25 protein-coding genes are annotated in these 21,979 nt (G+C 65.6%); 11 read left to right on the forward strand and 14 right to left on the reverse strand.

Going from position 1 to position 21,979, the window contains the following annotated elements; genetic code table 11:
• Positions 1-21 precede the first annotated feature (21 nt).
• The 3 genes from ACQPXH_RS21460 to ACQPXH_RS21470 all read right to left on the reverse strand — a co-directional run bounded on the left by ACQPXH_RS21460 (position 22) and on the right by ACQPXH_RS21470 (position 1,272).
• Positions 22-159 (reverse strand): hypothetical protein, encoded by a 138-nt coding sequence (locus tag ACQPXH_RS21460; RefSeq protein ID WP_433598328.1) that lies wholly within the window; start codon positions 157-159, stop codon positions 22-24.
• A gap of 209 nt (positions 160-368) precedes the next feature.
• Entirely contained in the window at positions 369-680 is a 312-nt protein-coding gene (locus ACQPXH_RS21465; RefSeq protein WP_433598329.1) for an SHOCT domain-containing protein, read from the reverse strand.
• Between the two features lie 109 nt (positions 681-789).
• Positions 790-1,272, reverse strand: a complete 483-nt coding sequence (locus tag ACQPXH_RS21470; protein ID WP_433598330.1) for a DoxX family protein — start codon at positions 1,270-1,272, stop codon at positions 790-792.
• A gap of 384 nt (positions 1,273-1,656) precedes the next feature.
• Between ACQPXH_RS21470 and ACQPXH_RS21475 the strand changes: the two genes are divergently transcribed.
• On the forward strand, positions 1,657-2,661 hold the full coding sequence (locus ACQPXH_RS21475) for an Acg family FMN-binding oxidoreductase (RefSeq protein WP_433598331.1): 1,005 nt from the start codon (positions 1,657-1,659) through the stop codon (positions 2,659-2,661).
• A gap of 283 nt (positions 2,662-2,944) precedes the next feature.
• A complete protein-coding gene (locus tag ACQPXH_RS21480) occupies positions 2,945-3,931 on the forward strand; it encodes an Acg family FMN-binding oxidoreductase (protein ID WP_433598332.1) in 987 nt (328 codons plus the stop codon).
• A gap of 242 nt (positions 3,932-4,173) precedes the next feature.
• Here the strand turns inward: ACQPXH_RS21480 and ACQPXH_RS21485 are convergent, their stop codons facing one another.
• The gene (locus tag ACQPXH_RS21485) at positions 4,174-5,052 is read right to left on the reverse strand and encodes a universal stress protein (RefSeq protein WP_433598333.1); all 879 of its coding nucleotides are present in this window, start codon (positions 5,050-5,052) and stop codon (positions 4,174-4,176) included.
• An 11-nt stretch (positions 5,053-5,063) separates the two neighbouring features.
• Positions 5,064-5,666 (reverse strand): Rv1733c family protein, encoded by a 603-nt coding sequence (locus tag ACQPXH_RS21490; RefSeq protein ID WP_433598334.1) that lies wholly within the window; start codon positions 5,664-5,666, stop codon positions 5,064-5,066.
• A gap of 270 nt (positions 5,667-5,936) precedes the next feature.
• Here ACQPXH_RS21490 and ACQPXH_RS21495 point away from each other — a divergent pair, with 270 nt between their 5' ends.
• Both ACQPXH_RS21495 and ACQPXH_RS21500 read left to right on the forward strand, forming a co-directional pair.
• A complete protein-coding gene (locus ACQPXH_RS21495) occupies positions 5,937-6,464 on the forward strand; it encodes a flavodoxin family protein (RefSeq protein WP_433598335.1) in 528 nt (175 codons plus the stop codon).
• Between the two features lie 8 nt (positions 6,465-6,472).
• On the forward strand, positions 6,473-7,360 hold the full coding sequence (locus ACQPXH_RS21500; protein WP_433598336.1) for a DUF302 domain-containing protein: 888 nt from the start codon (positions 6,473-6,475) through the stop codon (positions 7,358-7,360).
• Positions 7,361-7,396: 36 nt separating this feature from the next.
• On the opposite strand, the gene ACQPXH_RS21505 is transcribed toward ACQPXH_RS21500, so the two are convergent.
• The gene (locus ACQPXH_RS21505) at positions 7,397-8,311 is read right to left on the reverse strand and encodes an Acg family FMN-binding oxidoreductase (RefSeq protein ID WP_433598337.1); all 915 of its coding nucleotides are present in this window, start codon (positions 8,309-8,311) and stop codon (positions 7,397-7,399) included.
• 249 nt (positions 8,312-8,560) lie between these two features.
• On the opposite strand from ACQPXH_RS21505, the gene ACQPXH_RS21510 reads away from it, so the two are divergent.
• The 6 genes from ACQPXH_RS21510 to ACQPXH_RS21535 all read left to right on the forward strand — a co-directional run bounded on the left by ACQPXH_RS21510 (position 8,561) and on the right by ACQPXH_RS21535 (position 14,180).
• On the forward strand, positions 8,561-8,938 hold the full coding sequence (locus ACQPXH_RS21510) for an SDR family NAD(P)-dependent oxidoreductase (protein ID WP_433598338.1): 378 nt from the start codon (positions 8,561-8,563) through the stop codon (positions 8,936-8,938).
• A 27-nt stretch (positions 8,939-8,965) separates the two neighbouring features.
• The gene (locus tag ACQPXH_RS21515; protein ID WP_433598339.1) at positions 8,966-9,613 is read left to right on the forward strand and encodes a response regulator; all 648 of its coding nucleotides are present in this window, start codon (positions 8,966-8,968) and stop codon (positions 9,611-9,613) included.
• A gap of 61 nt (positions 9,614-9,674) precedes the next feature.
• Positions 9,675-11,408, forward strand: coding sequence for a sensor histidine kinase (locus ACQPXH_RS21520; protein WP_433598340.1), 1,734 nt, complete (start codon positions 9,675-9,677; stop codon positions 11,406-11,408).
• A 182-nt stretch (positions 11,409-11,590) separates the two neighbouring features.
• Positions 11,591-12,508 (forward strand): universal stress protein, encoded by a 918-nt coding sequence (locus ACQPXH_RS21525; protein ID WP_433598341.1) that lies wholly within the window; start codon positions 11,591-11,593, stop codon positions 12,506-12,508.
• A 29-nt stretch (positions 12,509-12,537) separates the two neighbouring features.
• On the forward strand, positions 12,538-13,410 hold the full coding sequence (locus tag ACQPXH_RS21530; protein WP_433598342.1) for a universal stress protein: 873 nt from the start codon (positions 12,538-12,540) through the stop codon (positions 13,408-13,410).
• A gap of 470 nt (positions 13,411-13,880) precedes the next feature.
• On the forward strand, positions 13,881-14,180 hold the full coding sequence (locus ACQPXH_RS21535) for a hypothetical protein (protein ID WP_433598343.1): 300 nt from the start codon (positions 13,881-13,883) through the stop codon (positions 14,178-14,180).
• A 22-nt stretch (positions 14,181-14,202) separates the two neighbouring features.
• Here ACQPXH_RS21535 and ACQPXH_RS21540 read toward each other — a convergent pair whose 3' ends face one another.
• From ACQPXH_RS21540 to ACQPXH_RS21555, 4 genes are all read right to left on the reverse strand, one after another.
• Positions 14,203-14,445 (reverse strand): hypothetical protein, encoded by a 243-nt coding sequence (locus tag ACQPXH_RS21540; RefSeq protein ID WP_433598344.1) that lies wholly within the window; start codon positions 14,443-14,445, stop codon positions 14,203-14,205.
• A 161-nt stretch (positions 14,446-14,606) separates the two neighbouring features.
• Complete coding sequence (locus ACQPXH_RS21545) at positions 14,607-14,837, reverse strand: hypothetical protein (protein ID WP_433598345.1); 231 nt, start codon at positions 14,835-14,837, stop codon at positions 14,607-14,609.
• Positions 14,838-14,899: 62 nt separating this feature from the next.
• Positions 14,900-15,802, reverse strand: coding sequence for an oxygenase MpaB family protein (locus ACQPXH_RS21550; RefSeq protein WP_433598346.1), 903 nt, complete (start codon positions 15,800-15,802; stop codon positions 14,900-14,902).
• 440 nt (positions 15,803-16,242) lie between these two features.
• A complete protein-coding gene (locus ACQPXH_RS21555; protein ID WP_433598347.1) occupies positions 16,243-16,746 on the reverse strand; it encodes an NUDIX hydrolase in 504 nt (167 codons plus the stop codon).
• A gap of 402 nt (positions 16,747-17,148) precedes the next feature.
• Between ACQPXH_RS21555 and ACQPXH_RS21560 the strand changes: the two genes are divergently transcribed.
• Positions 17,149-17,643 (forward strand): hypothetical protein, encoded by a 495-nt coding sequence (locus ACQPXH_RS21560; RefSeq protein ID WP_433598348.1) that lies wholly within the window; start codon positions 17,149-17,151, stop codon positions 17,641-17,643.
• Positions 17,644-17,708: 65 nt separating this feature from the next.
• Here ACQPXH_RS21560 and bfr read toward each other — a convergent pair whose 3' ends face one another.
• The 4 genes from bfr to ACQPXH_RS21580 form a co-directional block, all read right to left on the reverse strand.
• The gene (gene bfr / locus ACQPXH_RS21565) at positions 17,709-18,191 is read right to left on the reverse strand and encodes a bacterioferritin (RefSeq protein ID WP_387285530.1); all 483 of its coding nucleotides are present in this window, start codon (positions 18,189-18,191) and stop codon (positions 17,709-17,711) included.
• A gap of 61 nt (positions 18,192-18,252) precedes the next feature.
• A complete protein-coding gene (locus tag ACQPXH_RS21570) occupies positions 18,253-18,477 on the reverse strand; it encodes a (2Fe-2S)-binding protein (RefSeq protein WP_433598349.1) in 225 nt (74 codons plus the stop codon).
• An 809-nt stretch (positions 18,478-19,286) separates the two neighbouring features.
• The gene (locus ACQPXH_RS21575; protein WP_433598350.1) at positions 19,287-20,672 is read right to left on the reverse strand and encodes an amidohydrolase family protein; all 1,386 of its coding nucleotides are present in this window, start codon (positions 20,670-20,672) and stop codon (positions 19,287-19,289) included.
• Between the two features lie 10 nt (positions 20,673-20,682).
• Positions 20,683-21,969, reverse strand: coding sequence for a CoA transferase (locus ACQPXH_RS21580; RefSeq protein ID WP_433598351.1), 1,287 nt, complete (start codon positions 21,967-21,969; stop codon positions 20,683-20,685).
• Positions 21,970-21,979 lie beyond the last annotated feature (10 nt).

Consider the following 21,979-nt stretch of genomic DNA (forward strand, 5'->3'; position numbering starts at 1 on the left):
AGCGGTAGCGCTTCGGCGGATTCAGCGGGTCTCGGCGAGAGCGGTCACCGATTCGGTGACCAGCGCAACGAGCCTCGAGCGGTTGGCGCGCGGTACCCGGGCCTCCAGCTCCGCCGCCAGGGCGGAGACGCCCGCTGGATCACCGGCCAATCCCTGCACGCCGGCGGCGGACTCTTCTGAACATCACCTGGTTCGTGTCCGCAGGTTATGCGACGGTCCGCCGCAGGGCGGGATCGGCGATCGCATCGGGGGTTTTGCCCATGTCGCGATCGCCGAAAACCGTTCCCGGAGGCACGATCTCGTCGATGCGGTCGAGCACAACGGGTGTCAGGACGACTTCGGCGGCCCGCTCTCGGGGAGCCCGTTCATCACCGCCGTGACTCCGGCGGCGCGGCGTGGGCGTGCAGCGTCTCGAGCCGACTCACGTATTCCTTCTCATCGATCTCGCCGCGAGCGAAGCGCTCCGCGAGCAAATGCTCGGCCCTCTGCGGCGACGGACCGGTCGACGCCGGATGACCGGAACGGGTGATCATACGAACCACCAGTACAAACGCGGCGATCAGCAGACCCCAGAACAACACCATCCCGACGCTCATCCAGGCGTAGCTCCACCCGTTGAGGTCGTGGTCGTACCAATACATCATCTCGGGCATCTCCTCGACATTACGAACCGGCCACATGCTGCGGACCGGTTCGGCAGATAGCACTACTGTGCGCCCACCCGCACGGCATCGGCAGGGCCGATCGCCCTGTCTTGCGGGTACCAATGACCCACGCCCCGACCGACACCTACCGACGACTTCCGGTGCCCTGGCCCAGCGCGGCGTCGGCCGAGTATGCGCCCGCGCCGACGATGAGCAAGAACAGGCTTCCACATAGTTGGGCCAGGTCGACGCGGGATTCGTGCACGAAATCCCACCAACCGGACTTGCCGGTGAACAATGCGGCCGTACCCCACAGGATGGGTAATTTCGTGATCAACAGTGCGCCGATCATGTCCACGATCATCGGGATCGCCGCGAGCCGCGTCAGCAGTCCGACCAGAATCAGTGCACCGCAGCCGATTTCGAATACTCCGTCGAGTGGGGCAACGAATCCCGCCGCCGGGATACCAGTCTTGTCGAACCGGCCGGTGCCGAGCGTCTCGGGCCGCAGAAACTTCAGAATGCCTTCGAAGAGAAAGACCGCGCCAACATACAGGCGGATCAGCACCACCGAGCCGGGCGCGGTGGTCGCGGTAATTCGGGCGAGCCAGTTGCCGTTGGTAGACATGCGACCTGCCTTTCGAAACACAATTCTATGAACCCAGCACCGCCGATGCCTGATCGGCGGCACAACTTCACGTGGTGGCGCAACTTCCGCACACCCCGGCCGGCGACGGTATGCGTATGGAGTTCGCTGGGCATCGTGCTCTCCTGATCAGGCATGCAATTCGATGCAACGCTCGCACTGCCCGGTGACCCGGAGAAGGGGCCGAAAGACCTGTTCAGCGTGCCGATCGGTCCGAATCCAGCGGCCACGGTCGCCATACCCGCCCAAAGGGGGAACAGGCCCCAACCTTGGAAGTGCCTATACCTCCGGCCGATGACCATGGACCTTCGGGAACAGGCGTAAGGCCCATATCGACTGGCACGTGGTCGGACGACACTCGAAGCCATGACCGACAACGCCACTACTCCAGTTCATCCCGGGCCGGACCATCCGACGGTGCTGGCGGCCATGCGTTCGGCCAGCCGAGCACCGTCGGTGCACAACACCCAGCCGTGGCGCTGGGTTTTCGACGGCGTCCGCCTGCACCTCTATCGCGACAACGACCGATGGCTGACCTCGACCGACCCGCTCGGCAGACAAGTGCTGATCAGCTGTGGCGCGATGCTGCACCACGTGCGCACCGCGTTCGCCGCCACAGGGTGGCACACCGACACCACGCGGATGCCCGATGCGCAACGCTCTGATTATCTGGCGGTGATCGAGTTCCGACCGTGGCCGGATCCCCCGATGGGGGTGCTGGCCCGCGCCCGCGCTATCGATGACCGACGCACCGACCGGCTGCCGCTGAACGCACCCGCGAACTTGGCGCAGCTCGTGCACACTGTGCGGATGCTGGTGACGCCCCACGACCTCGAGCTGGACGTCTTGGACGAGAGCGCCTATACGAAGCTCACGGTGGCCTCCGAACACGCCACGGCGGTACGCCGCTACGACACCGAATATCAGACCGAATTGCATTGGTGGGCGGGCCATTCCGGTGACCCGGAAGGCATCCCGCGTGAGGCCCTGATCTCCGACGCCGAATTCGCCCGAGTCGGTGTCGCGCGCACCTTCCCCTCCGCACCGCATTCCGCGCGCCGCGACAGCCTCGCGGACCAGGCCCGACTGCTGGTGCTCAGCTCGCCCCGCGAATCCGTGACAGCCTGGCTGCGCACCGGTGAGGCGCTCTCCGCCGTGTTACTGGAATGCACCACGGCCGGATCGGCGACCTGTGCACTGACACATATCACCGAGATACCCGCGAGCCGAAAGGCTATCGCAGGTATGCTGCCTCGCCCCGGTATCCCCCAAGTCGTGATCCGCGTCGGCACCGCACCCGACGACGAGCCGGAGACCGCACCGACGCCGCGGCGGCCGCTGACCGACATCCTGACGATGAACCACGGCTGAGCCGACCACGGCAACGACGACGGGACGGTCGCGGGAACCCCATGTCACCGTGATCAGCCGCACCGCAATCCCTCGCTGGAATGTCCTCGGAATCCAGCGCCACGCAAATGTCACGGTGGGTCGCGCTCCGCCGATTGCAGTGACCCCGACGTCACGCGGCTTGATGATCACCCGTCCAGACAGAGATCGGGTGAGTGGTGCTGGTGCTGTGGTGACCATGGACTCTCGGATATGTGCGTAATGCCCGTCGTGGTGGTGGGGTCGCGGAGGCGAGACTCGGAATATGAACGCAAGTCGTGCGAGCACACCCGATCTGCAGACCGTGCGGATGGCGCTGAAGCTCGCCTCGCGGGCCCCCTCGGTGCACAACACCCAGCCGTGGCATTGGGTGTTCGACGGCGCGCAACTGCAACTGCGCAGCGATACCGATCGGCTGCTGCAGTCGGCGGATCCGCTCGGCAGGCAGTTGGTGATCAGTTGCGGCGCGGTGCTCGATCACGCGCGCCTGGCCTTCCTGTCGATGGCCTGGTTCGCCGAGGTCACTCGCCTACCCGACCCCGGTCTGCCGGGCCTTTTGGCCACGCTGGAGTTTCGGCCGTGGTTCGGTGCGCTGAACACGACAGCCACTCGGGTGCGCGCGATACACCGGCGCCACACCGACCGATTGCCGATGATGACGCCGGACAACTGGCACGACGTGCTCAGCGCTGTTCGCGAACTGGCGCGCCCACATCACGTCGCGGTCGACGAGATCGCCGACAGCAGCAGGCCCCGACTGGCCGCGGCCACCGCACATGCCACGGCGTTGCGCCGCTACGATATGGAGTATCAGACCGAATTGCATTGGTGGGCCGGACATTCCGACGTCCAGGAAGGCATCCCCGCGGCCGCGCTGGTATCGGATGCCGAGGCAGCCAGGGTCGATGTCGGACGCACTTTCCCGTCCGCACCGTATTCGACCCGCCGAGACGACCTCGAGGACAAGGCGCGGCTGGTGGTGCTCAGCACCCTCGGCGATACCCCCGCACAATGGTTGCATGCCGGCGAGGCGCTCTCGGAGGTGCTGCTCGAATGCACCGCCCGCGGCCTGGCCACCTGCGCACTCACCCACATCACCGAACTCGGCGCCAGCCGTTCGGTTATCTCCGACCTGATCCCCCACCTAGACTTCCCCCAGGTCATCGTCCGCATCGGCATCGCCCCCGAGGACACCGAGTCGGCCCCGACACCACGACCACTCGACGAGGTTCTCGAGGTCCGTTCGTCTTGACCAATGGCCGCCTCCGCTCGGGCGGGTCGCGGGAATTCGGATCGGCGCGCACTGGTCGGCGCTGGTCACCCTGGGTCTGTTCACCTATCCGCTCGGCCGCTCGCTCACCGATGTCCACGGCAACTCGGTGGCGGTCCGGCTGGTCGCGGCGGTCGGCGCGATCGGGCTGTTCGCCTCACTGCCGGCCCATGAGCTGGCGCATTCGATCGTCGCTCGCCGGGACGGCACTCGGATTGAACAGATCAGTTGTTGCGTACCACGATCATCGGGCACTCCACCGCGTGCAGCAACGCGTTGCTGGTGGAGCCGAGGACCATACTCGCGAACCCACCGCGGCCGCGGCTGCCGACCACAACCAGCTGGGCGTTCACCGACTCGTCGAGCAGCGCTCGAACCGGCCGGTCGAGCTTCAGGATCCGCGACACCGGCACCTCCGGATATCGGTCGCGATAGCCGGCCATATTCTCGGCCAGCAGCGCCTGTTCGGATTCGCGCGCGGCCTCCCAGCCCGAATGTGGCAGATCGACGCCACTGGCATCGCTCCACGTGTGCAGCGCCGTCAGCCCCACCTTGCGTCGCGCGGCCTCCTCGAACGCGAGCTCGATGGCGGGCACGCTATTGGGAGAGCCGTCGACGCCGACCAAGACGGGTTTACTCGCCGATTCCGGATCGATCGCCGAATCGCCGTGAATCACGGCGACCGGACAATGCGCGTGATGGGTGACCGCGGTGCTGACCGAGCCGAGCAGCCCGCGGTGGAACGCGCCGATGCCGCGGCTGCCGACGACCAGCATCCTGGCCTGCATCGAGCGCAGGATCAGGGTCGGAATGATCGAGGCGAAGATCACCTCGGTGGCCATCTCCAATTCCGCCCCCGGCGCGGTGTGCTGTGCCAGGCTGGCCGCCTCGGCCAGGATCCGCTCGCCATCGCGGCGCAGCCACTCCATGTCCGCCTCGCTCAAAGTTCGGTCGGGTCCGAAGTCGGGGACGGCCACCGAGGTCAGAATGCGCAGCGGGCAGCGGTGCAGCGCGGCATCGACCGCCGCCCAGGCAACCGCCTCATATGAACTCGCCGAGCCGTCGACGGCCGCAATGATCTGCGGCGCTACGGAATTGCCCATGGTCGTTCCCTTCATTGCCTGTCTTCTGTGGTCGGACGGTTGAGCGTTCGCCATTGCCGGTCCCACTGCGCGCGATGTCGACGCCTGAGCAGCCATACGGTGCCCCGCAATAGCAGCCATGCGAGGACCCAGGTGCCGGTCAGCACGCCGACGCCGACGCCGATCCCGGTCATCGCGGCGGCACCGGGATGCCGAGGTGCGACCGTCGGAGCGCCGTCGGGCCCCAGCCACACCTCCACATGATCGCCGGGGACCGCATGGACCGGCACCCGCACAGTCGCGGTGCCTGGGCGGCCGTTGTGGACCCAGTGCACCGGTGCCTCGAGCAGATGCGAAGGCGTCCGCTCGGGCTCGGCCGTAATCACCGCGCTGACAACAGATTTCGTCACGTCCCCGGTGCGGATCCGGGCAGTGGCGTCGGTGTAGGCAGCCGTCCCCAGCGCTCCGGCGACCGGTATCGCTACGACTACGGCGACTACCGCCACGAGCCGCACCACGGCCTCGAGCCGATCCGAAGGCCGCACCAAGGGATTCGGGCTCCACAGGCGCAGCCACCACAGCCGTAGCATTGGTGAGGATGCGCCGCGAATCGAGAACGTCGAGTCCTGCGACATCGCCGATCACCTACTTCCCCGGGCAATTGTTCTGATCCGAGCATCGCGCGTAAGCGAGTACGCGGGCAGAGACGAAGGTCATCGCTGTCCGGGGTCCACCGACCTCGCTTTTCCGCCCGCTCGGTAGGCCGCGACCCGGTCGGCAAGGCGGGCACAAGGGATGGTCGAAAGTCCCTCGGCATGCCTCAGTTCGGCACTGTCCGCGGCCCGGCAGGCGGACGTAGCGTCGAGCGCGCAGGAGGTTCCTGCGGGTATGCAGAGGAGGCCGATATGCGGAGCCGAGTCGTCTACGAGTCGATGTTCGGCAACACCGCTGCCATCGCCGCCGCCATCGCACAGAAATTGGGCGAATACGGCGAGGTGGAGGTATTGGATGTGGCAGCCGCCGTCGAGCACCCTGAGCCGAAGGTCGATCTACTGGTGGTCGGGGCGCCCACACACGCCCTCGGGATGAGCCGTGCTCGGACTCGACGTGACGCGGCGAGCCGGACCGAGGCACCGGTCACGGTCGACATCGGCATGCGCGAATGGCTCGACGCGGCACTGCCGGTGCCGCCGGGCTCGCGGGCCGCCGCCTTCTGCACCAAGGCCGCGAAACCGTCCTGGCTGCCGGGATCGGCCGCGCGTGGCGCCGGAAAACGATTGCGGCGCTTGGGTTATGACCTCATCGACCGACCGGTGGACTTCCTCGTCGACGGCACCCTCGGCCCGGTCACGCCGGGCGAACTGGAGCGCGCGCAGGCCTGGGCGGATCACCTCGCCCGCGCCGAACTCGACCACATCGCCCACCGGGCCTGAGGTCGGCGATGCCCTACCAGGTCGAGATCGGCGAATCGAACACCACCACGGTGCTCGAACTGCGCCGCTCGGTGCGCCGCGAGCATGCCGGCGACGATATCGGCGCGGGGATGCGGGCACTCTACGAGTTGGCCACCCGCACCGGACTTGTACCTGCAGGACCACCGTCCACGACATACCTGGGCATGCTCGGACCAGGTATGACCACCGAGGTGGAGTTCGCTCTCCCGGTGACCGACGGCGTACTCGACAACAGCACCGAACAAGCCAGCTTGCGTCGTCCCGAGCCGACCTTGTGCGCCAGCATCAGGCACCACGGCGACTATCAGCACATCGGTGACGCCTACCGTGCGTTGGACGACTGGATCCGCTGCTCCGACTATCAACCGATGGGGCCACCGACCGAGGTGTATCTGGTGGCTCCGGACGCCGCCGTACGGCCCGGGGATCTCGTGACCGAGATCCGCCGACCGATCGCCGCCGCCCTCGCTGTGCGACTGCAAGCGCTGTTCGCCGACGCCGTCTCGGAGTTGCGAAAGGCGTTGGCCGAACAGGGCTTCGGCATCATGACCGAGATCGACGTGCGCGCCACACTGCACACGAAGCTCGGTGTGCGGATGGACGACTATCTGATTCTCGGTGCCTGCAACCCGATCCTCGCGCAGCGCGCCCTGACCGCCGATCCCCGAGTCGGGCTGCTGCTGCCATGCAATGTCGTGGTGCGCACCGACGGCGACACCACCCTTGTCGAGGCGGTCGACCCAGTGCTGCTGCTGCGCGGTGCGGTCCTGCACCACACCGACCGGCCCGAGCCGCACGCGGCCGCCCGTGAAGCCCGCGACCGGTTGGCAGCTGCCCTGGCAACCGTGGAAAAGCGCCTGGAGACGGCGACATAGCGTTCGCCCGATTCGAGGTAATCCAAGCTCGCCCGTTCAGCATGCGGTCGTTTCGGCGACCTCCAAGTGATCCAGCACATCCTCGACCGCCCGACGAGGTGTGAGGGGTAATTGTTCGGCGTTCGTCGGTGCCCAGCCGATTCTGATCACGGCCTGGGGGTAACCGTAATTGTCGAGGACACCGACACGGATACGGTCTCGCAGCGACGGTGTTTCGAGCGGTTCGGTCAGCGGACAGGTGGCCAACCCGACATTGGTCGCGGTCAGCAGCACCGCGCTCAGCGCCTCGCCCGCGCACAATCGCGAGAGCCGGTTGTCGGCGGAGGTGCCGAGCACGAGCAACTCGGCGAAGTCGGGTTCGTCTGCGGGCACAGCCTCCGCGGCGTGTCCGCCACTCCATTCGGCCGGCTCGAATCTGTATTCCAGGTCTCCGGCGTGTCGCTCGGCCGCGGCTTGCATCGCCTCGACCACACAGTCCCGCGATCGGTCGGCCGCCTGCCGCACGGTCGCCCCCAGGGTCGCCGCACGCTCGGTGACCAATCCGAGGTACCCGGACGGCACCGGCCACGCACTGAAGGGCCTGCGATCGGTTCGCCTGCGAGTGATGGCGGCGCTCAGTTCGATTTCGTGGGGAATGGGCCGATGCCGCACCAGTTCGATCGATGCCAGGTGGTTCGGTTGCGCCGGATTCGGCAGCCGCTGCACTACCGCCGACCAGCCAAGCGCGGCAAAGGCGACTCGCAGATGGTGCAGCGCGGCACCGCAGCTCGAGACGAGATCGCGTTGATCGGGGTCGGTCGAGGGCAAGGCCCGGGTCGGATCAAGATACAGGTGGACGCTGCGGTTTGCGATCCGCCACCGCCACGGTTGAGTGTTGTGTACCGACGGTGCCCGCACCGCGAGCGCTAGTGCCGCCCGCACAGTGTGATCGTCGGGCAGTCCGTGGTCCATCGCCGTCATCCTTTCGTTCCGTCCCGATTCACGCTCTCACCGTGGCGATATCGCATGTAGGGCAAGACGACCCCTCATGGCGGGACTTCGGACGTCAGGAGAGGGCGTCCGCCGACCACGAGAGCGCGAAGACGGTCCGGAAGTCCCATCACATCGATGACCTTCGGCCATCACGATGGGGCGGCTGTTGCGAAATTCTGAGTACAACAGCAGGAAACATTGCCCGTCAGCAATATGGAGGTGGGCACTATGCCCGAATTCCATGGCCGGAGCGCCGTCGTCGTCGGCGGCGCGCGCGGCATCGGTGCGGCGATCGCGCAAACCCTTGTCAAATCCGGCCTCCGCGTGGTCGTGGCCGATCTCCTCGACACCAAAGGCGCCGCGACGGCCGAATCCCTGGGCCCGACAGCGATGTTCCAGCACCTCCAGATATCGCCGATGCCATGGCGGCCGCGGCATCATCGTGGACCGATGCGGTACCGCTCGACACCGCTTTGCCGTTGGATCACACAGCGGCCGCGGCAGTACGTGCCTGGCAGCGGATCGAGCCGGACGCAGCTAGGGAAATTCGTCACCCCAACTGGGGCCCATCACCGCTATGTCATGCCTGATCACTCAGTAGTCTGAACTGACACTCGCGGAAGGTGTTTACCGATGATCAGTGTGTTCTTGGTCGATGATCACCAGATCGTGCGTCGCGGTGTCAAGGACTTGATCGAGACCGAGCCCGATCTCGAGGTCGTCGGGGAGGCGGGCACCGTTTCGCAGGCGCTGGCGCGCATTCCAGCGCTGCGCCCGCAGGTCGTGGTTCTGGATGTGCGACTGCCCGATGGCAATGGCATCGAACTGTGTCGCGAACTGCTGAATCAGCATCCGGAGCTGCGATGTCTGATACTCACCTCGTTCACCGACGAGCAGGCCATGCTCGACGCGATCTTGGCCGGGGCCAGCGGATATGTGGTCAAGGACATCGACACCCTGGAGCTGGTCGAGGCCATTCGCGAGGTCGGCGCGGGTAAGTCGCTGCTGGACAATCGCGCGGCCGCGGCCTTGATGGCGAAATTGCGTGAGGAAGCCGAGGCCAAGACCGGGCCCCTGGCGACACTCACCGAACAGGAACGAACCCTGCTCGATCTGCTCGGTGAAGGATTGACGAATCGGCAGATCGCGTCCCGAATGTTCCTCGCGGAGAAAACCGTGAAGAATTACGTCTCCCGGCTGCTGACCAAACTCGGAGTCGAGCGACGCACCCAGGCCGCGGTACTGGCCTCGAAACTCAAGACGCCCCTCACGAAGGAATGACCATCGACTGAGAGGTTTACACAGCACCGCACGGGGTAAATGATCATGCGAAAATGGGGGGATGGATGGAGTGTCCACCGAACCCGGCCAAACCCCGGTGACGGAAACCCTGGCCCAGCTGCGACTTCGGGAACTACTCGGCGAAGTCCAGGACCAGATAGCCCAAATCGTCGGCGTCCGCGACCAGATGGACCGCCTGATCGAGGCCATGCTGGTCGTCACCGCCGGACTCGACCTCGACAACACACTACGCTCGATCGTGCACTCTGCCATCGAACTCGTCGACGCCGGTTACGGAGCACTCGGCGTGCGTGAAACCGATAAGACCAGCCACCAACTCGCCGAATTCGTCTACGAAGGCATCGATGACCGGACCCGGGTGCTGATCGGCGATCTACCACGCGGTCACGGTGTCCTCGGCCTGTTGATCGAGGAGCCCAAACCCCTTCGGTTGACCAATCTTTCGGAGCACCCTTCCTCGGTCGGCTTTCCCGCCCACCATCCACCGATGCGCACGTTCCTCGGCGTACCGGTGAAGGTTCGCGACGTGGTGTTCGGCAACCTGTACCTGACCGAAAAGGCCGGTGGGCAGGAATTCACCGAGGACGACGAGGTCGTGGTGCAGGCGCTGGCCGCCGCCGCGGGTATCGCCATCGCCAACGCCCGCCTCTACGAACAGTCCCGGATCCGCCAGCAATGGCTGGAAGCCAACCGTGATGTAGCGACCGAGCTGCTCGCAGGCGGCGAACCGGGCACCGCACTCGAACTGGTCGCCGACCGCGCCTTGGCGCTCACTCGCTCGGCGTGCACCTTCCTCGCCCTCCCGGAGGATCCCGACATCCCCACCGAGGAGATCACCGAACTGGTGGTCGCCGCCGCCGCGGGCGTCGGCGCCGACGATCTGCTCGGCGAACGCATCCCGATGAGCGAATCGAATTCCGGCGAAGCGTTCCGATCCGGGCAGGTCGTCGCGGTCGACGAACTGCGCTTCCGGCCGGTCTTCTATGAGCCGTCGAAATTCGGGCCCGCGCTGATTCTGCCGCTACACGCTGAGGATTCGGTCATCGGCGTGCTCGCCACCGTGCAACCCGCGGGTGCGCAGCCATTGGACGAAGTGGGGCAATCGATGATGGCCGCCTTCTCCGAACAGGCCGCGCTAGCCTTGCAGCAGGCGACCACCCAGCGGCGGATGCGCGAACTCGACGTGCTTTCCGAACGCGACCGCATCGCGCGCGACCTACATGACCACGTCATCCAGCGCCTGTTCGCAGTCGGCCTCTCACTGCAGGGCACCGCGCAGCGGGCCCGCGCACCCGAGATCAAATCCCGACTCAACGACACCATCGCCGACATCCAATCAATCGTCCAAGACATCCGGCACTCGATCTTCGACCTGCACAGCACCACCACCGATGCCCCGACGCTGCGCAAACGCCTGCACGCCGTCATCGCCGACATGATCGGCGAAAGCGGTCTGCGCACCACAATTCGACTCGCCGGACCGGTCTCCGTGCTGGCGCCGCCACTATCCGAAGACGTCGAGGCGGTACTGCGCGAGGCGGTGAGCAACGTGGTGCGGCACGCGCACGCCACAACGGTGACGGTCCATCTGCGTGTAGGCGACGACGCCACCATTGAAATCACCGACGACGGCATCGGCATCCCCGACGACATCACCCGCATGAGCGGATTGGCGAATCTGGCGACGCGCGCCGAACAGGCCGGCGGCAACTTCAGCGTATCGAAGGGCGCGCACGGCGGAACGGTGTTGCGCTGGTCGGCGCCTTTGCCCTGAGGTCCGACACGCTCGCTCGGTGGCATGCGCGTGCCACCGAGCAGGGTCGCGCATGCCGAATCAGCGACGGCAGGAGCGGCCTTTGTGCCCTGCGGTTCGGGACCAACGCCAGGCGTGCCGAACCGCCTCGAATTCCTAATCTTCGGGTAGCCGATTTCTCGGAATCCGAAGGGACACTGTTCATGACCACCCAGCACCACGATGATCCGCACCGGCTGGCGTCGGCCGAAATAGTGGTCGGCATCGACGGTTCCGAAGCTGCCGACCTCGCCGTCCGATGGGCCGCCGAAACGGCGTCGCGGCGGGGTCGAGGCCTGCGGATCGTGCACGGCCTCGACCTCGCCGCCGCCGGAGCCGTCTACGGGATCTACGACGTGATCATGCCCCCGGTGATCGATGCGATCCGCCGCGAAGGCGCGGACCTCGTGCGCACGGCGCGTCGCCTCGCCCAGCAGGTGGATCCGACCCTGACCGTGGAAGCTGGAGTCTCCGAAGCCAATCCGGCTCACCTGCTGATCGAGCTGTCCGAGGTCGCGCATCTTGTCGCGATCGGCTCGGCCGGATCGGGCGGCACCCTCAGCCATCTCGGATCGACAATGCTCGCGGTCGCCAGCCATGGTCGCGGCCCGATCGTGGTGGTCCGTGACACCGGCACCGAACAGCAGACCCGGCGCATCGGCCCGGTCGTGGTCGGCGCCGACGGCGGACCGGTCAGCTCGGCCGCCGTTGCGGCCGCGTTCGCCGAAGCAAGCGAACGCAACACCCAACTCGTCGCCGTGCACGCCTGGAGCGATCTGTACTACGACCGCGTCGCCGGACTCCCCTACACCATCTCCGATCGCGACGCCGAGACCGCCGGAATGGCGATCCTGGCCGAACAACTCGCAGGGTGGCAGGAGAAGTACCCGGACGTGCAGATCATCCGCAAGGTGTATCTGTCCGCGCCGAGACAGGCGCTGCTCGAATGGTCGAGATCGGCCCAGTTACTGGTACTCGGCAGTCGGGGACGCGGCGGATTCCGCGGACTGCTGCTCGGTTCCACCAGCAACGCACTGGTGCAGACCGCGCACTGCCCGGTCATGGTCATCCACCCGCAGTAGCCACCAAACCAGAAGGGGTACGAATTCACATGTCCGCCAACGCCATCAATCCCCCCGTACTTGTCGGCATCGACGGCTCCGAGGCCGCCGCCGAGGCCGTGCGCTGGGCCGCCGTCGATGCCGTCCACCACCGCGCACCACTGCACATCGTGTATGGCATCGGCGCCCCGATGGATTTCGGGCCCGGAATCGCCTTCGACCAAATCGATTACGACGCCTATCGTGCCATCGGCGCCTCGGCCGTTGCCGCCGCCAGCGAATTCGCCACGGCCGCAGCCGCACCCGTCGGTGACCTCGACATCGCCACCTATGTGGTCGAGGCGCCGCCGATACCGGTCCTGCTCGACCGCTCCAAGGACGCGCGCATGCTCGTCGTCGGCACCCGTGGTCTCGGCGCGTTCCGCCGCGGCCTGCTCGGCTCGGTGAGCACCGCCGTCGCGAGGCACGGGCACTGCCCGGTCGCGGTTATCCCCGAACCCGAGAACTACACACCGGATCGGGTCCTCGGCCCCGTGCTGGTCGGCGTCGACGGCTCCCCCGCCAGTGTCCGCGCCATCGGAATCGCCTTCGATGAGGCCGTCAATCGCGACGTTGCGGTGCGAGCAGTGCTCACCTGGTCCGAATTCAACCGCTACATCTCCCGCGCCGACATGCAGAAAGAGGCCGAAGCACTGCTGTCGGAGAGCTTGGGCGGTTACGCAGAGAATTACCCCGGCCTCGAGGTGCAGCGCGTGGTCGTCGAGGACCGCCCGGCACGGCGCCTACTCGCCGAATCCACAGACGCGCAACTGATCGTCGTCGGCAGCCACGGCCGCGGCGGATTCGCCGGCATGACCCTCGGCTCGGTCAGCCAAGCCGTCCTCCACGCCACCGACTGCCCCCTCATCATCGCCCGCCCCTGAACCCGGCGTCTTCGGTCGGTTGCGCTGCCAGACCTGTCACGACCAGTTCAACTGCCAAAGGTTCGGACACCTGGTGGGTTCGCATGTGGCACTCGTCGGTGGGCGCGCCAGCCGGAAATGCATCGCGATCCGCTTCAGCGTCTCGGCATCCTTGGTGGTCAGCCGGAGCAACTGGGGCTCGTACTCCGCGCGAACCTCGGCCTCGACCGCGGCCAGCACTACTGCTCGGAAAGGTAACTCAAAAGTAAGTTGACTTGAGGGTAAGTAAAGATTTTCGTGTGTAGGACGTGAGATCGGTTGCGACGCTCGGAAAAAGGTAGTTTGCGCGAGCCGGATCATGGTTACAGCTAGGAGGATGCCGGTGCCGAGGACGCCGCCGGCTCATGATCGGGGCTGGAGACTAGCCCGCGGGGCATGCAGTCCGCCGCTTACCTCGGCCGACTGCCACGACAGCGGAAGGAACCAGACACATGCTGATGCTCACCCCCAATGCCATCGAGGCAGTTCGCACCATCACCTCCGCAGACGGCACGCCGACGGATGCCGGGCTGCGAATCTCCACGACGGATGGCGCAGAGACGATGTCGCTCGCAATCGCCGCGGAGCCGGCCGAGCAGGACCAGGTCCTGACCGCGGAAGGGTCGCGGATCTTCCTGGACGAGCAGGCCGCCGCCTTCCTGGACGACAAGATCCTCGATACCGAACTGGACCCGAACGGCCAGGGCACCTTCGTCCTCGCCCAGCAGGACCAACGCACGACCGGCCGGTAGTCCGGCTCGGGATCAGAACCGGCTAATTCTGCGGCAAGCCCCAGCAGGGATAGTCGCGGCCGGCATCAACGAGGCCGACGCTCTGCGGCGTGCGGCAGATGACGTGCGGTTTGTGGCGATAATCCACAACCAGATGCAGCGTCGCAGCCTTCTCACCGGTGAACGTCTGATGGCATTGGGAACAATGGCACACATTGTGCGCGCTCAAAGGCCACCAGCAGTGACATCCGCGGCATTTCACCGTCTCCGCCGATCTCGTCTTCATGATCACTCACCCACTCGCGCAACCCGGATGCTTTCCACCATCATCCTCGGCCGTACCCGCAGGATAGACTGTCGCAGCGCTCAGGCATCAATGCGTGTCGACGGCCGACCGAGATTTCGCTGGGCCACCACCCTGATGAGGGACGTCCATGCCGTGCTCCATCAGCTCTCGTAACCGATTGCGGCGCTGCGTACTTGGTTGATGTAGACGGTGGAGTGGTTGTAAGCCAGGACGGCTTGCCGCCAGCCATGGCGGTGGTCGCGCAGTACTCGCACCGCTTCCGGTTCGATGGTGGTGTGGACCCAGAATTTGCCGTCCGACCAGGCGAAAGAGTGCGGCATGCCGACCGACGCCGGAAACGCTACGGCGGATGCGGGCAGCTGCGATCCCATGTTTCGCTCGACGAGACGGCCCAAGGGCAAAGAATTATGGGGCGATGCCGGCAAGGAAGCTCTCAGATGAGGCTCTTGTTCTTGCGGATGCGCCAACGCAGGTCTCGCATCAGCCCGTAGGTGGGTGCGAAGCGCAGGAAGCGTGGGATGAAGCGGTTGACGAACCCGACGAACAGGAAGAGGTGCTCGAAGCGGCGTTGATCGGCGTCAGTCCATTCGACCTGGAGTTGCTCCTTGAAATACGGCGCCAGGAAACCGATCGTCAAGAACTTCAACAGGTTTCGGAACGGCAGCCGCAGATACCAGTGGATCATCCTGAGGTTGAGCAGATCATCCAGGTAGGCGCGGACCTTGTCGTCGAGGACGGCGTGGCTGCTCGCCTCGTTCCAGTAGCGGTCGAAGTCCTTACGCGTGGCGGGCCACATATCCTTGGTGACCTGCACACCGGTCGCCAGAGTGGAAGCGGTCTGATAGAACTGCTCGGCCTGCTCATCGTTCATCTTGCCGTGCAACAACTGGTAGGTGTCTTCGAAACCGATGAAAAGACAAGCAGCGACCCACTTTTGGAGATCACGGTTGAAGGCGTTGTACTTGACCGGGCTATCGGGACCCGACCGCACCTGACGGTGCGCGACGTTGATCGCCTCCCGATAGGCATCGATTTCATCCTGGGTGCCCAAGATCGCCACCGCCAGATACTGCGTGGTGGTCCTGGCCCGCTTCCACGGATGCACCATGAGCGCGCCGGAGTCCACTCGGCTCTCCGAAACGCCATAGCCGACACCGGGTCGCGCCATCTGCATCACCACATTGGCCGCGGCACCCGCGAAATTCCAGAAGTCCAGTGCGTCAGCGAGTTTCAGCGGCCGCTTCGTCTGCGAGCGATGGATGGCCGGAATATGGATCCGGGTTTCCTCGGCGGTGAGTGGCCCCACGGTGGGCAGCGGTTCAGCGGTTGCGGTCATCGGATTCCTTCCATTGTCGGGTCTGTAGCGGTCGAATGACATGCGTATGGACGTGCTGCCGTTTCCTCCCCGACCTGACAGCGGACGACCGTACAGCCCTTCCGGCGACCAAGAGGTCGAAGCGGTGTGAATATACAATAACTTATTGCCAGCAAGCGCACTGGTATACAGCGAAAACGCCCGTCAATCTTTGGCAAATTCGCAGTTCTTCGCCGTACGCACGGGACTAGAAGATCACGAATTGCGGGTAACATCATCGGCCAGGGCTCGACAATCCGCATCACGCGCCGGGCAGCCGCGATCGGCTTCCTGCGAGCCGTAGTCCAGCATCGCCGATCCCGATCGACCAGCGTGCAGGTGCGAGCCGTCGACGTGCCCGAAGGGCGCGTTCAGCGTGAAAAGCGCACGGGCACAACCGATATCGAGTATCGGAACAACGCTCAGCGGCTGAGGAGGTCCCGGTAGGTTTCGAGGATGCCGCGGATGGATGGCGTCACGAGCAGGTCACCGTCCAGCGGCGCCCACACGTAATCGGCGTGAGCAGACAGGACGATCGGGCCGGTGGCCGCCACCGTGACGGCGAAATGCAAGCGCCGCACGGGCTTTCCGGCCGGCGACAGGTAGTCGAAGTCGCCGATGTGGCGGCCGATATCGGTGACGGTCAGCCCGGTCTCTTCGCGGACGCCGCGAATCAGTGCGGCGGAGACTGATTCGCCCGGTTCGACAGTGGCACCCGGAAGCTTGCGGGTCAGCGGGAGCGGTCCGGTGCTGTGGGCCTCCAGCAGCAACACTTCCCCGCCGCGGTCGATGATCGCACCGACTCGCAGACCGACTCCATCACGTTCGCCGCGCGGAAGCGCCTCATCGAACATCGATACCGACATCGGCGGACTCACCAGCCTTCGGTCGGGCGGACGCGCCGCATTCGGAGTGAAAGCAATCATCCCAATATTAACGTGACGGGCCCGCCGCAGGACAGCAGGCACCAGAGGTATGTTCGCGCAATTGATTTCGCCCGGTCGACCTGCCGACCCGTGGCGCCTCCCGCGGCCTTCTTTTGAACCGCTCCGATTCAAGTATTGAACGCACGGGTTTCAATACCTAGTCCGAGATGTTCATGATGTCCGGAACCGACACTCACCCCTGGCGGATACGACTGCCGCTTGTCGGTAGCTCGAGATTGTCTGCTTCTGTATCGTCGTGTCTGCACTTATCGTCGGGTGGCGGACGTTTCGACACGAACAGCCGTGCAGCGGAGGTGCCGGGAGGGTTCGACGTAGTCGTTTGGGTCCACGAAGTGTTGTCGCGCAACGGTAGCTCGGAATGAACGACGGAGAGGGGCGTAGGTGGCGACAGCTGCGCAATTGCGAGCCGTGCTGGCGGTATTGCAGGCCGATATGGAAAGAACCGCTTCCAGCTGGTCGGCCGAACCGCGCGTCGAACGCGCCGAGTTGGCGGGTCGGCTACACGGTTTGATCAGTAGTGAGCTGCGGGACTTGGTAGTCCAGGACCCAGTTGGGCAGTACATGGGTGACTGGTCGATGGCGGCGACCGCCGAGCAAGCCGCCGTCGGTGATGTGTCGGCGCAGGCGCAGTTCGACGCACGGTGGCTGCGTCACCACATCGCCACACTGGCCTCGCGCAATGCCCCGACTCCCGTGCCCGCGCTATTGGCCGCCGCGGTGCAGGCCGTCGATGCCGCCACCACTTTGCTGGCGCTGGCCCGCGATCCGCGCGGCGAGGGCAGCCAGGCCGCGTGGCAGGCGGTAATCGATGATCTCGCGATCGCATTCCATCTGGTCAACGACGAACACGACGCCGTCACGCAGCCGATCCGCTGAGTGCAGGCACCTGACGATCACCGGTTCCGGGCGCCGAGATCGACGGACCGGAACCGGTGACGATGTCAATCGCCTTCCGGGGTCTCGGTAAAACGCTGCAGGTACAGTTGCTCGCCCAGCTTCTCGATCAGGTCGAGTTCGGTTTCCAGATAGTCGACGTGCGATTCCTCATCCTCGAGAATGGACTCGAAGATGCGCGCGGAGGTGACATCACCGCGCGAGCGCATCAGCTCGATACCGCCGCGCAGCCGGTCCACGGCCTCCATCTCGATCTTCAGATCGGCCCGCAACTGTTCGGGGACGGTCTGGCCGATGCGCAGCGGGTTGAGCTTCTGATAGTTGGGCAGCCCCTCGAGGAAGAGGATGCGATCGGTGAGCACCTCCGCATGCTTCATCTCATCGATGGACTCGTGGCGGGTGTGCTTGGCAAGTTTCGTGAAACCCCAGTTCTCCTGCATCTTGGCGTGCAGGAAGTACTGGTTGATGGCCGTGAGTTCGGCTGTCAGCTGCTCATTGAGCAGCGTAATGATTTCCTTATCGCCTTCCATGGGTGTGATGGTGTCACAGCGCACAATCGGCGAACTGGTAAGGACGACCTATCGTGTCGGACTATGCGGCGGGCACCTCGACGCCCCCGGCAGGGGCCGCACAGGCTCGGCCGACGACCTCCGAAAGGCGACGAGTGCAGCTCCCACAGCCGGGCTTCCAACCGCACGCCTTTTTGACCTGCGCGGTCGAGCTGGCACCTGCGGCGACACAGCTGTGTACGTCCGATTCGGAGACGGCGTTGCAGATACAGATATACACGGATGCCTCATTGTGCGAGTGGGACACTTCACGCGGTTAGCCTCATCTAAAGAGGTAAGCCTCCCCTAATGTATAGCACCCCCATCCCGATTCCTGTCAATAGCCTCTCGGCACTATTTGAGATGGAGATCTCCATCGCCTACCGGATGAGTCGGGCTCGCTCGAAGAAGGCGAGCAGCTGCCGCGCCTCTGCTTTGGACAGTTCAGGTGCCGCGCCGAGTACGTCGGCTGGACTACGCGATCCGTCCGATCGGTGCGATCGAGACGACCGTGACGGACGGGCTGGTCGACGAGTTCTCCAGCCTGCCTACGACACCGATAGATTCCGACTCGCATGTGTGGCTGCGCCGGTGGACGGCCCCGCGGGTGAGATCGTCGCCGGCGGCGACTGTGGCCGAAGTCCAGCGAATCCCGAGTCCAGCGAATCCCGGCCGTGGCCGAAGCGGTAAAGCGGGCGGCTGGCTCGGTCAGCACCAATCTGGCAAACTCCTCGGATCACATGGAGTGCTGACACTCCGACCGATGTGAAGCGGCCGGTCCTTGCCGCATTGCGGACAGGAGCCGGCCGGGGATGTGGTCGGTGATCACATGCCGAGCATGGAACGCAAGAAGTTCACGGTCATCCAGAACATATCCATCAACATCAGAGACTCACCTTCTTCGCAAATAGCTGTCATAACCCGCCATACCCAGCGTTATGACAGTTACGCAGCGACTACGGCAGACCGTCCCACTGCGTGGCGAACTCGGTGATCCGTGCGCGGACCTGGGGCAATCATGCTACTTCTGGCCGGTCCGGGATCGCGTTGGGTCTCGATCGACGGTATGTGCGGCGTCTACTGACCCGAATACACCAGCTCACCCGCCACGATGGTCACCGCGACGATCTCGGCATCGAGGTGATGGGCGGCCTCGTCCGGCGGTACCGACAGCAGTGTCAGGTCGGCGCCCGCGCCCGGGGTGATCCGGCGCGGCGTCGCCGGGCGCTCGGGTGCGCCGAAGAACAGTGATAGCGCTTTGGAGACCGAAACCGATTCCGCGGCATGGAATTCCGTCGGCCGACGTACTGCGGCACGCACTACCGACCACGGATCGGGTGCACCGAACGGTGCGTCGGACCCGGCTGCGACACCGACCCCGGCATCGAGGAGTGAACGCAGCCGCCACAGATCGGGCCGATCCTCCGCGGGCACCTCGTCGCGGTACTGCTCGGCTCGTTCGACCACGAAATGCGGCTGGGTGACGACCGTAACTCGCTGTCCGCGCAGCCAATCCAGCGATTCGCGGGGGATCACCGCACCGTGTTCGATCCGATCCCCCGCTCGCACACCGGCCAGGTCCAGCGCGGCCATGGTCAAGATGAACTGCACCCGCGTAACGCAGTGCACCGCGACAGCCCGGCCCGCCGCATGAATCGCGCGCAGCCGGTCGGCGAATTCGTCGAAGGGGGGCAGATCGAAATCGTCGAGCACGATCTTGGTGGGGCCCAACGTGAATCGTGTGCCACTGGGCTCCGACACTTCGGGCGGAGCCATGCAGTGCACCCGCTGGACGATCCGCCCGGTTTCGATCGTCTCGGCCAGTTGGTCGATATCGGTCTGTGCGAGTCCAGGGGTCGCGTCGGTGAATCCGGTTATGCCCATCGCCGCGGCGGCAGCGCTGACCGCGGCAAGATCCGTGGTCCGCGAGTCGATCCGCTCCCCCAGCCAGGAGTCGAGACGGCGCAGCCGCCCGGTCGGCCGTCCGGTCTCGTCGCGTTCCACACCCGGCGTGTCATTGCCGTCCAGGCCGACCAGCTCACATGCCATCGAGTTGAGCTGCCACAACACACCCGTGCGATGCTGCACGCGCACGGGACGGTGCGGAAGCATCCGGTCCAGCACCGCGCGATCGAGGGGTCCGGCTACCGACTCGTGGTATCCGGTGCCCCGAATCCACCTGCCGGGCAGCAGCTCTCGATCCGCCTCCTGCAATCGCGCCGCCAACTCGGTTGCGGTGCGCACCTGCGGCGGGCCCAGTGGAACCGACTCGTAGGTCGCCGCGAGTGAACGCAGATGGATGTGGTGGTCGTGCAGTCCGGGCAGCAACCAGCCACCGCCCGCGTAGATTTCGTCCTCACCCGGCAGGCGAACCAAACCGGTAGCGCATTCGGCAATGACACCGCCCTGGGTGCGCACGTCCATCCGGCCCGAACCGAAAACCTCCGCGTCACGAATCAACATGGGGCACAATTCATTTCATCCCGTCCAGTTGCGGTACCCGCGGTCGCATCACCCGTTGCGAACGACCGTAGTGCGGGCAGTCGACAACCCAATCCGCACCATCGGCAAGCACGCGATGCGGCCCATGGGTGAGCGCGGGAGCCGAGGCGAAGGCGGCGGCAGTGGCGCGCATGGACAGGTCGATCAGCTGTCCCCCGCCACCGAGAACGGCGCAGCATACCGCCAGTGCCGCACAGATTCCGGTGAGTGGATCGGCGATGGCATCACCGCAGAACACCGGCTCGCCCGCGTCCCAGCCGACCAGGCCGCCCGCCACCGCCGCATCGTCGCCGAATGCCACGCGCATCGGCTCGGCACGTCCGTATCCGGTCAGACTCAGCCAAACCTGTCCGTCGCGATGCACACGTTCCCCGGGAGCCAGCCCTAGTTGGGCCATCGCCCGCGGCCGGGATGCCTCGATCACCACGTCCGCGGTGGACACCAACTCGCGCAGCGTTTCCCGCCCCGCAGGGCTGTGGAAGTCGACGGCGATCTGTTCGTGCCCGCCGTGGAGCCAGTCGAAGAAGCGGGGATCACCGCGGCGCGCGCCATCCGGGCGTCGCGTGCTCTCCACCTTGATCACCCGCGCGCCCGCGCGCCCGAGCAGATGGGCACACAGCGGGCCGGCCCACATCGACGACAGATCGACGACCACCGCCCCGTCCAGCCGTGCTCCGACGACCGGTTCGGCAATCCGACTTGCCTGCCAGGGACATTCGGGACCGGGCGTCGCGGACGGCAGCGCAGCGGCGGGAACGCCGAGTAACTGTGCTCGGTCGGCGAGGTCGGTTGCGGTCCACGCACGGGCGGCCGTGGTGAGCGTTTCCCACGGATCGCCGGCCACCGAATCCATCCCCAGGATCGCGGGCACCGAGTCGATATCGTCTTGGCGGCTCAAGGTGATCGCGCACCAACCGTCCGAGGTGCGCAGCAATCGACCGGCTCCGCCCGCGGTCTGCCGACCGCCGCGTCGTAGGTTCAACAATCCGGCTCGACCGGCCAGGAGCAGCCCCGGATCGGCACAAACCTCGGAGCCGATCTGCGCGGTGATTCGCGCCAGCGCCCCGGTGGTTTCGAGGAGTAGTCCGTATGCCGCCGCCGGCGAGGCAGTGGGCGCGCCATCAGGGCGTCCGGTCAGATCCATGGCGCCGGACGCGGCCCAGGCGAGCGCCGCGCACTCCGGCCGTGTTTCGACCGGGCGCGACAGGACGTCGGTCGGGCACATCGACCGCACCCAATCCCGCAGCACCGCTGCCATAGCCGAGGTA

Source organism: Nocardia sp. CA-135953 (assembly GCF_050955735.1).
Lineage (GTDB): Bacteria > Actinomycetota > Actinomycetes > Mycobacteriales > Mycobacteriaceae > Nocardia.

Bases quoted from the DNA above. Each gene is read 5' to 3' on its own strand.
- ACQPXH_RS21465 (WP_433598329.1), bottom strand. From the start codon at position 680: ATGTGGCCGGTTCGTAATGTCGAGGAGATGCCCGAGATGATGTATTGG.
- ACQPXH_RS21470 (WP_433598330.1), bottom strand. From the start codon at position 1,272: ATGTCTACCAACGGCAACTGGCTCGCCCGAATTACCGCGACCACCGCG.
- ACQPXH_RS21475 (WP_433598331.1), top strand. From the start codon at position 1,657: ATGACCGACAACGCCACTACTCCAGTTCATCCCGGGCCGGACCATCCG.
- ACQPXH_RS21480 (WP_433598332.1), top strand. From the start codon at position 2,945: ATGAACGCAAGTCGTGCGAGCACACCCGATCTGCAGACCGTGCGGATG.
- ACQPXH_RS21485 (WP_433598333.1), bottom strand. From the start codon at position 5,052: ATGGGCAATTCCGTAGCGCCGCAGATCATTGCGGCCGTCGACGGCTCG.
- ACQPXH_RS21490 (WP_433598334.1), bottom strand. From the start codon at position 5,666: ATGTCGCAGGACTCGACGTTCTCGATTCGCGGCGCATCCTCACCAATG.
- ACQPXH_RS21495 (WP_433598335.1), top strand. From the start codon at position 5,937: ATGCGGAGCCGAGTCGTCTACGAGTCGATGTTCGGCAACACCGCTGCC.
- ACQPXH_RS21500 (WP_433598336.1), top strand. From the start codon at position 6,473: ATGCCCTACCAGGTCGAGATCGGCGAATCGAACACCACCACGGTGCTC.
- ACQPXH_RS21505 (WP_433598337.1), bottom strand. From the start codon at position 8,311: ATGGACCACGGACTGCCCGACGATCACACTGTGCGGGCGGCACTAGCG.
- ACQPXH_RS21510 (WP_433598338.1), top strand. From the start codon at position 8,561: ATGCCCGAATTCCATGGCCGGAGCGCCGTCGTCGTCGGCGGCGCGCGC.
- ACQPXH_RS21515 (WP_433598339.1), top strand. From the start codon at position 8,966: ATGATCAGTGTGTTCTTGGTCGATGATCACCAGATCGTGCGTCGCGGT.
- ACQPXH_RS21520 (WP_433598340.1), top strand. From the start codon at position 9,675: ATGGATGGAGTGTCCACCGAACCCGGCCAAACCCCGGTGACGGAAACC.
- ACQPXH_RS21525 (WP_433598341.1), top strand. From the start codon at position 11,591: ATGACCACCCAGCACCACGATGATCCGCACCGGCTGGCGTCGGCCGAA.
- ACQPXH_RS21530 (WP_433598342.1), top strand. From the start codon at position 12,538: ATGTCCGCCAACGCCATCAATCCCCCCGTACTTGTCGGCATCGACGGC.
- ACQPXH_RS21535 (WP_433598343.1), top strand. From the start codon at position 13,881: ATGCTGATGCTCACCCCCAATGCCATCGAGGCAGTTCGCACCATCACC.
- ACQPXH_RS21540 (WP_433598344.1), bottom strand. From the start codon at position 14,445: ATGAAGACGAGATCGGCGGAGACGGTGAAATGCCGCGGATGTCACTGC.
- ACQPXH_RS21545 (WP_433598345.1), bottom strand. From the start codon at position 14,837: ATGGGATCGCAGCTGCCCGCATCCGCCGTAGCGTTTCCGGCGTCGGTC.
- ACQPXH_RS21550 (WP_433598346.1), bottom strand. From the start codon at position 15,802: ATGACCGCAACCGCTGAACCGCTGCCCACCGTGGGGCCACTCACCGCC.
- ACQPXH_RS21555 (WP_433598347.1), bottom strand. From the start codon at position 16,746: ATGATTGCTTTCACTCCGAATGCGGCGCGTCCGCCCGACCGAAGGCTG.
- bfr (WP_387285530.1), bottom strand. From the start codon at position 18,191: ATGGAAGGCGATAAGGAAATCATTACGCTGCTCAATGAGCAGCTGACA.
- ACQPXH_RS21575 (WP_433598350.1), bottom strand. From the start codon at position 20,672: ATGTTGATTCGTGACGCGGAGGTTTTCGGTTCGGGCCGGATGGACGTG.
- ACQPXH_RS21580 (WP_433598351.1), bottom strand. From the start codon at position 21,969: ATGGCAGCGGTGCTGCGGGATTGGGTGCGGTCGATGTGCCCGACCGAC.